The sequence below is a fragment of the Parabacteroides sp. FAFU027 genome, from assembly GCF_022808675.1.
Classification (GTDB): Bacteria; Bacteroidota; Bacteroidia; order Bacteroidales; family UBA7332; genus CAXXIC01.
This window is the reverse complement of record NZ_JAKZKV010000014.1, coordinates 1-13,764: the sequence shown is the minus strand read 5'-3', so window position 1 is coordinate 13,764 and position 13,764 is coordinate 1. Positions and strand designations below refer to the sequence as shown.

General features: G+C 44.0%; 5 protein-coding genes. 2 read left to right on the top strand and 3 right to left on the bottom strand.

The annotated features are described in order from the left end of the window. Positions 1 to 10: 10 nt before the first annotated feature. Together MLE17_RS16535 and MLE17_RS16530 are read right to left on the bottom strand one after the other, a co-directional pair. Positions 11 to 7,969, bottom strand: coding sequence for a T9SS type A sorting domain-containing protein (locus MLE17_RS16535; RefSeq protein WP_243349833.1), 7,959 nt, complete (start codon positions 7,967 to 7,969; stop codon positions 11 to 13). 25 nt (positions 7,970 to 7,994) lie between these two features. Continuing rightward, positions 7,995 to 8,510: a hypothetical protein gene (locus tag MLE17_RS16530; RefSeq protein WP_243349832.1), complete on the bottom strand. Its 516-nt coding sequence runs from the start codon at positions 8,508 to 8,510 to the stop codon at positions 7,995 to 7,997. A 927-nt stretch (positions 8,511 to 9,437) separates the two neighbouring features. Here MLE17_RS16530 and MLE17_RS16525 point away from each other — a divergent pair. Beyond that, on the top strand, positions 9,438 to 11,732 hold the full coding sequence (locus MLE17_RS16525) for an NADP-dependent malic enzyme (RefSeq protein ID WP_243349831.1): 2,295 nt from the start codon (positions 9,438 to 9,440) through the stop codon (positions 11,730 to 11,732). Between the two features lie 225 nt (positions 11,733 to 11,957). Beyond that, positions 11,958 to 12,200, top strand: a complete 243-nt coding sequence (locus MLE17_RS16520; RefSeq protein ID WP_243349830.1) for a hypothetical protein — start codon at positions 11,958 to 11,960, stop codon at positions 12,198 to 12,200. Between the two features lie 241 nt (positions 12,201 to 12,441). Here the strand turns inward: MLE17_RS16520 and MLE17_RS16515 are convergent, their stop codons facing one another. Beyond that, entirely contained in the window at positions 12,442 to 13,509 is a 1,068-nt protein-coding gene (locus MLE17_RS16515; protein ID WP_243349829.1) for an arabinogalactan endo-beta-1,4-galactanase, read from the bottom strand. Positions 13,510 to 13,764 lie beyond the last annotated feature (255 nt).

The following is a 13,764-nucleotide window of genomic DNA, read 5'->3' as shown; positions in this document are numbered from 1 at the left end:
TCTTGCAGTGTTATTCGTTAATAACTTTCTTTGATACTGTTCCGGTTGACTGGTAAACCTTTACAAAATAGACACCCTTCTGACTCAACCCGAAGATTTCGGTATCTTTTTGAGCCACTGAAGTATAGAGCATTCGACCTGTGACATCGAAGATTTCGATACGGTTACCCGCTTCAAGACCTTTGATGGTTAACTGATCGTTATTTACATACATCCAAAGCGAGCCGACCGGAGTGACTACCGCGGTTGCTGACTTCACAATGTTGAGGACGAACCTGTTGCTGAATGTTCCGGTAGATGATGTAAACTCATAGTCTGTACCATCTATCACATTGGCAGCGTTTGTGTAGGTATCTTCCAATACAACACTGTAACCACTGGCGGCAATGGACGGATTATTTTCCAGATTGATCCGGTAGAAACCTTCTTCACCTATATAGACATTCAAAGGAACTCGGGTAACTCCCGGATCTTCCGGAATATCATTAATACATAATGCCTTACCATCCACGATCATGCTCAACTGAGGTAATTTAGTATTGCTGCTTCCGAATTTGCCCATATCGCGTCCTACTTCAAATGATTTGGAAGCATCAGCGTTGAGGACAATCAATGCACGGTCACTATAATTGGCCTTCTTGATATTCAGGGCAAATAATAACGGATCTCCTACTGTAACAGAGCGTGCCTGATAGACATTGTCAGTATTCAAAATATCAGCTTTTGAGATATCCTGACGACCTTCAGGTTGTAACTGATAGTCTGTATTCCACTTGAACGGAACGGTGTCAGGAATTTCAATGAACATCGGGGTAAACGGACTGAATGCCTTAGCATTGGTTTCCAGGTTCACTACCGTTGGGATATATTTATCGTAAGTAGTCTCGTCGGATTTCCAATATACCACGTTGAAAGGCCAGAAGTTTTTGGTTTCATAAGGCCATTGAGGCAACAGTACATTTCCTTTAATCTTATAATAAGATGAATAAGGTATTCCGACAAGGTTCCAGCCCTGGTCTCCATCATTGCCACCACCGGTGCCACTATTACTCAAAGAGAGTGATTTGTAGCTCATGAGCAATGACTTCGGTTGGTCATTCAGGAAGTCGCGGTTACCGTTGTTATCCAATGATTTAAAGTAAACCAAACGTTCATCCGGCAGAACAGCAAAGTTGTAACCTTTGTATTTGGTCATACCGTTATTGACATCAAGGTAGCTCCAGTTCTTACTCGGTTGGTTATATAGGCTACCTTCTGATGATCTGCGGATACCATCATATTCTCTTACGGAGAATCCTCCGGAAACATTGAATGGTAATGGATTCATCAAAGAGTCTAATACTCCGCCTGTGGTGCTTACATCAAATGGTAGATAGATGAAGTGCCATTTGTTAGGCGCAAACCGACGTGCGTAATAAACATTGTCAACATTCAGGGTATTACTTCCGGAATAAACACTTGCAACACCAGTTGTTCCGTAACCTAATTCACCCGATAGAGCCCCGTCTTTACCTTCATTGAAGATCAGTCCGTCTATATCAACATCTCCCATTAGTTTCAGGTGTGAGCCTGGATCAAGAAGCACAAAGTCTTTCTTTTCAGGATTAATCTGTTGTGCTGTTGTCGGCCAGGTTAAGTTGACGGTATTTCCAGACCAGCTTATATCGCTCGGCTCGGTCAACAGGTAACGTGATTCAAATGCGCCCATGTCAACATTGCGCCCTTTGATCCGTTGTGAAAGTTTCAGGTCGGCTGTTAAGCCAAGGGCTGCCACTTTGCTATTATCACCTGCGGCTTTCAGTTTGGAGAACAGATTCAACCAGTATCCCCTGTAGTAATCGTCAGATGAATAATTTGGTGCATCGCCAAAGTTTGGTCCCCAGGTATGATCGTTTACAGGATCAAGAGCAATGTTGTTGTTTGTCGTCGGTCCGTATGTCGTACCATTGAGATCCTGAACTCCGGAATAGGAAATGTTAAGTAAGCCGTTGACCTGAACTGTATTATTATAGATAATAGAATTCGTAATCGTTCCATCACCGTTTACTCCGGTTCCCTCATTTTCAACCAGGGTTGAGAAGTGCATAGCACCGGTACCGGTTAAGTTCAGAATTGCACTGGTGCTGCCGTTTTTACCGATCAGAGAGTTAATTACCTGACCACCATTGCAATTAATTACCGGACGGGTTGCTGTATTGTTAAGCAGGACTACGGAATACTCCAAAGAAACACCACTTATTAAATCGGCAGCTCCGTAATTAATAGTACCGGGACCATTTCCTTCAATAAAGAATCCATTTACTTTGATCCCCTGTTCTACAGTTGCCGGACTCTTCAATATCGGCATTGTGGCAGTCGATGACTGTCTCAGTCGGGTTGGACGATAGATCGGATTGCGGTATTTGATGTCATTATCAATCGCATCGTTCGGATATGGTCTGAACCCACCGTAAATCTTCAATCCGTCTTTGAGTAAATAGCCGTTATTTCCGTAATCACTGGCATCATACTCACCACAGGCTACCCACACTTCTTTATTTGCAAGGTTGATAGCATGTTGCAGATCTCCCATAGCGTGAGCCCAGTCGCGACCGTCACTACACCAGCCTTGTCTTACGTAAATCCGATCCCGGTTGACGTAAGTTACAGCAGGAACTGTGATGATAATATCAGGACTTGTGGTGACATTACCAGCGTTGTCCGTAGCGGTCCATCGGAGGATATTATCGCCTTCAGGCAACAGGTGTTTACCCATATTGTCGTTGCCACTCCATAGTACGACACTGTTGTTGATAATTTGCCAGGTTAAGGTAACCGGACCGTTGCAATCGGTTGTCGTAACATCAGGAGCAGTATAATATCCGCCGCAAACGCTGTCTTCCCGTGTGATTGTCTGGCTTGAAGGCAATCCGTTAATGACAGGATTATGTGCATCTTTAATTACAATTGTTTGATTGAATGTAGCTTCTTTCTGTGCTGTGTTTTTCACTGTCCAAACCAGATTGTAGGTTCCGAATGGGAGATTTGTTCCATAATCAGGAATTGACAAAGTGAATTTAGGATTAGGGGCTGAAGTGCCTGCATCCGGACTTTGTGCAACGCCATTAACTGTTAACCTGATATCTAGTGTATTATCTGCTGTACAGGCATCGTCAAAGGTGTATTGTTTTACAACAGTAGCCGAACATTGGTCAGATGCCACATTTACGGTTTCATTGGTAATGCTTCCACCTACCACAACAGGTAATTTACCGCTATATAATGTTATTTTTTGAGTACAGCTGGCTGTTCTGCCCACACCAATACCAGTCGCTGTCCAGGTGATTGTTGTTTCTCCCGTATTAAATACGACATTGCTAATGTTTCCATTGCCAGATCCTGAAGTAGCACCACTTAGTTCCCAGTGAGGAGTTAAAGTTTTGTTACCATCACAAGGATCGTAGGCAGCCGGAGCTGTAAATGAAAGCGCTTTAGAGCAGCCGTTTTCAGATTCATCCATATAAATGGTCGCGTCTGAATTACAGGTAATCACCGGTGGAGCTTCGGCAGATGCGTTGAATGCCAGATAATTTGTAGCTGATTTGACATTGTACTGGTAAACACCACCGTTATTCTTGAATGTCAATACGTAAGCGGTATAATCAACTGACGGGGTCAGACCGGTTATCGTTACGTTATTTCTTACAGTTGATCCACTGACTGTCGTTTCGCCGGTTTTTCCAAATTGAACACAATACCACGTTGTATCATTCGGGGCAGTTCCAATTTTAAATGAAGAACCGGGAGATGCCAGGTTAGTACCGGCTGTCATTGCTGCACCTTCCGTAAGCATATGCAGCATAGGTAATTTGCTTTGCGGTACATTTTTAGGCGCAATAAACACAACCGTACCATCACCTGAACGATTATCCCTTTGCCATGTCAGGACTGCTTCTGTATTGGAAGAACCACAGTTTTTAAGCAGTGAAACAGCCTGATCCGTGTAATTGGTATATTCATAGGCTCCTGCATCGAATGCTGCATCAGTTGTCGGTGTAGGACGAACGACATCTCTTTCATCGTCGGCTGGTCCCCAGGTTGGTTTCGGAACAAATGTCAGTGCAGGGCTGCCATAGATCAGAGAATCAGTCGGAGCAGTCAGTTTGGATGCGGTTACATTAAATCCGGACAATGTATTGCTCAACACTTCACTACTTGAATGGTTGAAGTAATATTCAGTTGCCCCATAGGAAGTTTCCGGAAGTCCGTCTCCCATTTTGGTGCCACCATTAAATACATTGTAACCTAATCTGGTAAACAGGTCTGTTATTGAAATGCCATCAATAATCCGCAAGTCGATCATGTAATCTCCTCCGGTTTCTGTTTTGGCATGGTTGTCGGCCATTATATTGCCACCAAAGGCGATGGATCCGGCTGCTGCCAGACAGATACCTCCGGTAGAGGTTAACCTTGACGTATTATCGTTGTCATTACCGCTTCCCAGAATACAGTTATTAAACAGAGTACTTGATTTCACCGTAACCGTGCCATCATCAATTATCATCATGGCGCCTGCAGCTCCAACGCTCTTATCGGCAGTTGCCGGAGAGCCTGGATTTAATCTGGATCCGCCATCAGCGCTAACCGCAATGGTGTTATCAGATACCGTAGAATTAATGATGGTTACATTGTTAGTGGGAAGGGCTTTAACCATTATAGCTCCCGCTGAACCATAAGCCTCAGTTTGACCGGTAGCGGTACTGGTACCGGTTATACTGTTATTGGAAATTGTTGATTTGGTAATAGTCAGGTTGCCATTGATTACAGACATTGCTCCGGAAGCGCCATAAGCACCATCGGAGGCCGAATTAGAAGTTCCTTCGGCACTGTTATTATGAACGTAACAGTTTTGCAGACTGACATTTCCACATTCGCTGAAAAGAGCTCCGGCTCCACCGTATTGACTACCTGTATTGACTGTGATGTCCTTGTTGTTGTATAGCTCACAATTGATTAAAGTCAGATTACCCGCATTGTGAATACTACCACCACGACCGGCTAAGCCTGTCACGGTTGTTTTACCATTGGCCAATGCCAGGTTTTTGAAAGTAACACTCTTTGGCGAAGCACAATCAGTACTGATAATATCAAACAGACGAATAGCATTCTGTCCATCCATTACCGGTAATACCAATGCAGAACCATCAATGGTCAGGTTTTTGTTGCTGATCGGTATTGGTCCAAAAGATGAATTCAAAGAGATTGTTCCTTTCTGTGGTAATCCCGGGGCGAATGTGATTGTGGAACCATCAGGGGCCATTCGGGTACACCAACGTAAGCTTCCGCAAGTTTTTGTATCCGCCAAAATGTCGACTAAAGTCGGGTCATGATAAGTAATCGTAATAGATACGTGGATGGTATCGCTTACACATGACGGGTCTTTGGATTGCGTTACGACATAAGTCTTGGTAAAGGAGCTTCCCGGTGATGGAATAACTTTGGTCATATCCATCAGATTACTGTAAGCGACCGGAGTTCCGTCCAATTCAGAAAAGTATAGTTCGTTACCATTAGTTGCTTCTACAACATTGAACCATGATATGGATTCATCTCCCATACAATAGACTTTGTCTCCATTATCTTTAGGTTTCGGTGGTTGTATGATGGTTATCTTGATCTTGATTGCAGCATCACATAGCGTATCAAACTTGTTCACCGGAATGGCCAGATAATTGCCACCGTTTACACCGTCCAGTACACTTAATTCTGAACCAGTCTTTTTCCATGTAGCATCAGCCGCATAGAATGAGTATGTATTATCCGGAAGTTTTGATATAATCTGTGCCAGCGGAATTCCAGTCGGATATTTTCCCGGACAGAAATTGATCATTATATAATCGGGTTTTCCTTCACAGAATCCGTTAACATGAATGGCGACTGTATCCGGTCCGTAGATCGGTTTACTTTTGCAAAGGCCGGAAGGTATAGTCCATCCATTTACCGAAGTTGCATTAAAACGTGTTCCGCTAAGAGTTCCAATACCGGAGACATATCCGATCAGTTTTATATCCCGGGCACATTCATTATTCAGGAAAACACAACTATCTGTAGCCCGCAACTTGAATGTCGCATCTGCCCAAATATAGGTAGAATCCCAGTTGGCTATCGGAGGATTGAAGGTGCAGGATCCGGTTTTATCATTAGGACCGGGCAAATGCTTCATGCTGATTTCAATCTGGTGCAAGGCCGGATTATAAATCATACTGTTCGGTTGGTAGCAGGTGCCATTGGGCAAATAGAATGCTCCGGATAAAGAACCGTTGACGTAAGATGTATTATAAGGGATCGGAATTTTAACAAAGAAACTGTCTATACTTTCGGTTCCAATATTCGTTATTTTCAGGTCATATTGTATTTGGTCACCCGGATTAACTTGTGGATTACCACCTACAATAGTGGCGTTGTTATTGAATACCAAAATGGGTTCAGGCGTATAAGCGTCAACCGACATAGCCACCATGAATACCACAATTTCATCCGTATTTGCTCTGTAACTGAATACAGTTTTGGTCTGGGCGTTACCCATCAATTGCTTATTGGAATTATCCAATAGGAATTCATCGGCATCCATGCCTGCGTTATCCCCCATTCTGGGAATACGATTCCCTTCGGTATAGATAGATGAACAGAAGAAATTATCGGGATCGTGATTGTAAGGATTAGGAATATAATACCATAAGCTATTATTGGCATTCGGTGGATTACTAACCAGATAATCAGTTGTGAAATTGTCCAGTGATGTTTTGTATGCCACATTAAACCAGTCGTGTACAATAGAAGAGTCTCCTTCTCCGGCCATTACTCCCAGTTTCAGACTAACCGGGCCGGATAGCACGGATTTAAATCCGTCGATTTTAAAAGCATATCCACTGGTTCCGTTTGGATCAAGATCGGCAAAACCATCAAAAATGGTAATATTCCGGGTGATCTCATCCGGGTCTTCATACACAATGACCATACCCCAACCGGCGTAGTCTCCAATATCACCACCGGAGCCTTCCTGGGTTTTGATGTTTGCAACGGTGTAATTTCCTACACCATGAGCTTTAACGTATGGTGTAACATCTACAAAGCAGACATACTGTTGTTTTGTACCGAGTGTCCAACGATCAGCTGGTGCTGCATCAAGAGGGAAATAGGATGTAGCTCCGGGGCCTTTTAATAATACATGACCCTTTTCAACTGGTGTCCATGTGCTGGTTTGTTGCTTCCATATTGTGGAAGTCGAGTAGTAATACTTAGTACTACCGCCCCCCCAGGAACTAGTGCCTGCAGCTCCCGGAGGTGTTGACTTGGAAATATAAGGATTCCCATTGGGTGAAGTCAGATAGACATAAGCATACGGATTGGTCAGATTCTGATCATTGTAATAAAGCCTGTAGTAAGAGGTATTTGTTACACCGTTCAGGTTAGCCCTTGTCCAGTAATAATACTTCGTAGGCGGTTTGGGAAAACTTTCTGTCCTTTGGGTTTTAGTTGCAGACAGAGGGTCTGCGAGGACTTTGTAATCTCCCCGTCCGGTCCAGTACAATCCGGCATATTTGATTTTGGATGGATTACAGTCTAAGGCTGCTTTATTGGCCAGCACTAGCTCTGCTGTCGAAGAGTTGAATGTAGAGTCATCATTGTCAACATCTACAAACCTGAAGTCAAAGTTTGTACCTGCACCATTATCGCCGGAAGCAATACCGAGTAGGTTCGTATTACCTATAATATGGAAATCCCCCTTAATGGTAAAAATTCCATTAGGGACATCTGTCGGGTGGTGTCTCATCATAAAGGGCACTTTGACTCCCCCCTGGCCGAATGCCGACTGAGTAAGTGTCAATCCCGCTATGGCGATAAGCATTACCCAAAACATGCCAATACTTCCGACATTTCCGATAGGAGATGCGAAAGTCCGTTTGGAGTTATAATTTTTCGGTTTCATATCCATTACCTTTAAAGGTTACTGACTATTTAAATTTAATTGCTGCAATAAAGACCCTGATCCCCTTATCGTATAGTGCGCTAAGTTGGTCATTGATAGCCGGGGCTATCAGCTCCCTTGCTCGCGCTTCATACATCGACGGATCAGCGGATTCGTAGAGTTTAGGGTAAGTCTGCAATACCAGATAATGTACAGATGAGGCCTGTTTCAGTAAATTGGTAACTCCTGTCATCTGGTTAATATCCTCAGCATTGGAGATATCCAGAACGACCATTTCCAGTGCAGGATTGGTATTGATCCAGTTTGATCCCATGGCATTAAAATCAGGAATAGTACTATGTGCACGTTGGCAAATACCAGGGATGCAGGTCAAAGTAAATTCCTGCCCATCTTTTGAGCCAATCAGATTAGCGGTGACACTCAGAAAATTAAAGCTGTTCAGCTCATCAGTAGTCAATACCCTGGTCACCTCGTCCCGATCAGCATATCCGCCGGGATCATTGGATGCTTTCAGTAACCGGTAAGTTTGTCCTTGTAGCATACATGAAATGAGAAGCATTGTCATAATAATGAAAAGCCTGCTTCTTAATAACTGATTTAGACGACTTGTTTTCATATTATAGGCTTAAGTTAATTGCTGATAAAGAGGAGGGTAGTAGCCACGAATAGAGCCCAAAACAGGTGACAAACGGTTGATCGGTCTGTCACATTTTGTGCATCTTCTTATTTGAGAATGAAAGTCAGATAGTTGAAAGGTAGTTTACTGTTGCGTTATTTCTTATATGCTCCATATAGCATATCGTTTCGGGTTTAGGTTAAAAACAGATTTTTCTTCTGTCTTAATTGTAAATCTACTTCGGCTTCTGATTCAACGGGTTACCAATCCCTCCATTAAGTTTCTTTGAATAGTTAAGAGAAAAGTTCTTTCAGATTTAGTCTTTCTTCCTACTTAAATGTTCAGGTTAAAATGATGAATTCGTTCTTTTATTCATCACATTTTGTATTACATATAACATATTGCTTAAGAATTACACCGTCAATAATCTATATTCCCGGAAAATTCTTTTAAAACCCTGAAATCAGGTTTATCCCTTCAAAATTGATTCATTTCATTGATTTAGGTTGTCGGATATTGTCGCTTTCCACAGATATAAAACACTACATGAATAAGTAAAGTTCTACGATTAATTGTTAAACGAATCATTATTAATGAGTTTCCCACGCCCCTGCCATTAAAAAAAGTCAATCGCCGAACTCCGGATTTGCAGTGTTTGTAATGCCGGTATTACACTTCTATCCGCAAGTACGCGATACCCTTACATTTTGTAAGCAGATAAGCCCAACCGTCAAAGTTTTATTATAATTTAATAGGGCTCATTCCTTTCCCGATAAATAAATGGCTAAATTTGCTTTTATCAGCCAAACGACTGAGAATAACCCTTTTCTCCCTATTATAAACTACACATCTATGCAAAAAGTTACCAAAGAAGCGGCCCTTGCCTATCATGAACAAGGCAAACCGGGCAAAATAGAGGTGATCCCTACCAAACCCTACAGTACGCAAGCGGACCTATCTCTTGCATACTCTCCGGGAGTAGCGGATCCCTGTCTCGAAATCGAAAAAGATCCGGCAAACGCTTATCGTTACACGGCAAAAGGAAACCTGGTTGCTGTAATTTCAAACGGTACGGCAGTATTGGGTTTAGGTGATATTGGCGCCTTAGCCGGTAAGCCGGTGATGGAAGGGAAAGGCCTGCTCTTCAAAATATTTGCAGGAATCGATGTCTTCGATATTGAGATTAATGAAAAAGACCCCGAGAAGTTTATCCAGGCCGTAAAGGCTATCGCTCCGACATTCGGCGGTATTAATCTGGAAGATATCAAGGCGCCGGAATGTTTTGAGATCGAAAACCGTCTCAAAGCGGAACTTGATATCCCCATCATGCACGATGACCAGCACGGTACGGCTATTATTTCAGGCGCCGGATTGATCAATGCGCTGGAGATCGTTGGCAAAAAGATAGATGAGGTCAAGATCGTGGTGAATGGAGCCGGTGCTTCTGCCAGTTCCTGTACCCGGCTTTATAAGATGCTGGGGGCGAAAAAAGAGAATATCACGATGGTGGATAGTAAGGGCGTTGTTTCGATACATCGCAGTGACCTGACTCCTGCTAAAAAGGAATTTGCCACCACCCGCACTATAAAGACTTTGGCCGAAGCGATGGAAGGCGCCGATGTATTCCTCGGACTTTCAGTTGCCGATGTTTTGACTAAAGAGATGGTACGTTCAATGAATCATGATCCTATCGTATTTGCATTAGCAAACCCGAATCCGGAGATTTCGTACGAGAATGCCAAAGCGTCACGTTCAGACCTGATTTTTGCAACCGGACGTTCGGATCATCCTAACCAGATCAATAACGTGCTCGGATTCCCTTACATCTTCCGTGGTGCATTGGATGTAAATGCCAGTTGTATCAACGAAGAGATGAAGCTGGCTGCTGCTATATCCATTGCAGAATTGGCCAAACAGCCTGTTCCGGATGTGGTAAATGCCGCTTATAACATTACCAACCTGACTTTCGGACGTGAATACATAATCCCGAAACCGCTTGATCCTCGTCTGTTGACCACGGTAGCTCCGGCTGTGGCTAAGGCGGCTATAGAATCAGGTGTTGCACTGAAAACGATTACAGACTGGAAAGCTTATGATCTGCATTTGCAGGAGATGATGGGCTATGACAATAAACTGATGCGCCGCCTTTCTGAAACTGCCCGTCAAAACCCTCGTCGTGTAGTATATGCAGAAGCAAATCATGCCAATATGCTCAAAGGGGCTATTCAGGCCAAACAAGACGGTTATTGTTTCCCTATATTGTTGGGAAATGAGGAGCGCATTCAGAAGATTGCGGCAGAACTTGGGCTAAGCCTCGAAGGCGTGGAGATTGTAAACATGCGTCATGACCGCGAAGAGGAACGCCGTGTCCGCTATGCACACATCCTGGCTGATAAGAATGCGCGTAAGGGGATTACCTTTAACGATGCCCTGGAGAGAATGAATGACCGCAACTACTTCGGTATGATGATGGTGGAATCGGGAGATGCTGATACCTTTATCACCGGTACTTATACGAAATATTCCGAAACCAGCCGTATTGCCAAAGAGGTGATTGGCATCCGTGAAGGGTATAACTGCTTTGGTGCGATGCACATCGTCAACACCAAAAAAGGGCCTTATTTCTTCGCCGATACGATGATTAACCGTCTCCCTTCGACCGAGACGTTGATTGACATTACCCGTTTGACCAATCGTGCGGTAAAATTCTTCAACATCAAACCGGTGATGGCGATGATCTCTTTCTCGAACTTCGGAACGGATACCGAAGGTAGTCCGGCTTCCATTCATGAGGTGGTGAGACAGCTTCACGAAAATTATCCGCACATCGATGTCGATGGGGAGATGCAGGTGAATTTCGCACTGGACAAAGATCTACGCGATTCGAAATTCCCATTCAGCAAGTTGGCCGGTAAGGATGTGAATACATTGGTCTTCCCGAACCTTAGTTCCGGAAATGCTGCATACAAACTAATGGCTAACATGGGTGGTGCCGAGATCATCGGTCCGATCCAGATGGGACTAAACAAACCGATCCACTTTACCGATATCGAAAGCTCTGTGCGTGATATTGTCAATCTCACAGTAGTGTCGGTGCTTGATGCACTGGCCTGTGAGAAACTGGCTGAGATTGATAAACGACGATAAGTTTTTTATTGATAAAAACGAGAGAGAATTTCCGAAAGATCAAACCTAACAGGTCTTGAAGACCTGTTAGGTTTATTCTCAGAAACGGATTAAGACTTAATACAAACGAGCTGCATTGTCAGGAGGATCATACCTGAATATGCGGCTTTTTTGTATTAGGCATATTACCTGGACCTGACGTTCTTTACAAATAGAAAAAAGACTATGACGAACTGAGTTTCTTCTTTGAAAAATGGTCAGGAGGCTGCCGCTCTTGCATTTCTGACCGTCTCCCTCGCATTTCTGTCTGCCTCTCACGCATTTCTGCCTACCGCTATCGCATTTCTGCGTGCCTCCCTTGCATTTCTGACCGCCTCCCTCGCATTTCTGTCTGCTTCTCACGCATTTCTGTCTGCCGCTCTCGCATTTCTGGGGGCCTCCGGGGTGTTTTTGCCAGATAACTCTACCAAAACCTTTGAGTTTAGATAATCCGGGAAAAGGATAGGCATGAAAAAGACCCTCCCCTTGCGGAGAGAGTCTCTTCAAATTTACCTAAACATACTATCTACCAAATGAAAACCTATTGTTCTTTCAGCATACTATTTTCCCAAATCAATATCTTCAGCTGAATCGAATTCTATTTGAAAGTGAAGAAGCCTCCGGTTCCCAACCTTTAAACCATCACAAAAAGAAATGGGAGGGAGGCTTCATACTCAGACATATCGTAGGATTATTTAAAAGCGTCGAGTGCAACGGTCGGTTTGCCGGAGTTGTCGAATGCGCCGTATGTATAACTTTTCCATCCGCCGTAACATTCCGGTTCCCAATAGAAGACGCCCAAGCCTTTGTTGCCGGAAACGGATTTTACCTTGGTAATCAAGTCGGTCAGAAAGCTTTTGCAGGCAACCGGTGAATCCCAGCTCATGCCACACTCCACGACCATCACCGGCGTTCCATAGCGTGACACCAGATCAATCATGTTTGCCAAAACCTGAGTATTGCAGGTCGCCCAGTCGTTGGCGGTGGTGAACCAATTTGGATAGACCGACATGCCGATGACATCCCATTTCGCGCCGTTATTCTTCAGTCCGTCAAATATCCAGCGGTACAGGGAGTTGTTGTACCCGTTATTGAGATGCACAATGACCTTGGCATTGGGAAAAACCGACTTCACCGCATTGTATCCGGCATTGGTCAGGGCGGCATAGTTGGCCATCGATTTTGAAGCCCTTCCATCTTCCCACAGCATACCGTCACTGGTCTCATTGCCCACCTGTACCCAGACTGGGGTAATCCCGTTGTTCTTTAAAGTGGTCAGGACTGAGGTTGTGTGAGTGGCTACCGCTGCCTTCAGGTCGGTGAAGCTGAGTGAGGTCCAGGCTGCCGGTTTGGTCTGTTTACTGGGATCGGCCCAGGTATCGCTGTAGTGAAAATCAATCATAATACGCATCCCCAGGTTTTTAGCGCGCGTAGCCTTAATCAGGATATCGTTGGTGTTGCAATAGCCGTTGGCCGGGTTTACCCACACGCGCAGACGGATACTGTTCATTCCGAGGCTTTTCATCAGAGCGGTGCATTCGGTGGCAACGCCTGACGAATTGTAAAACTTCTTGCCGCTGGCTTCCATCTCTGTCACCCAGCTGATGTCGGCTCCTTTGGCAAAGGTTGTGGTATCGGTTTTAGTCGTATCGATGGGATTGACGACCGGGTCACTGCCTTTACAGCCGGTTATTCCCAGAATCGTGTACCCGATTGTCGCCAGGGTGAGGAGTGATTTTGTTATGATTGATTTCTTCATGAGAGAAATGTTTTGTTCTTTGTTTACTGCCCCTAAATCCCTCTAAAGGGGACTTTTGTCGCAGTAAGTAAATGAAAAACAGAGCGAATGAATGTTTTGACTATGAAATTCTATTTATATCCTGCACTCTCTATAAGTCCCCTTTAGATAATGTCATATGACAATACAAGGGGTAAGTAAGAAATTTATAGATCATTGACATTATTGTTTATTATAGATTGATATTCCTGGATTACGCGTTTTGCGATGTTCGTA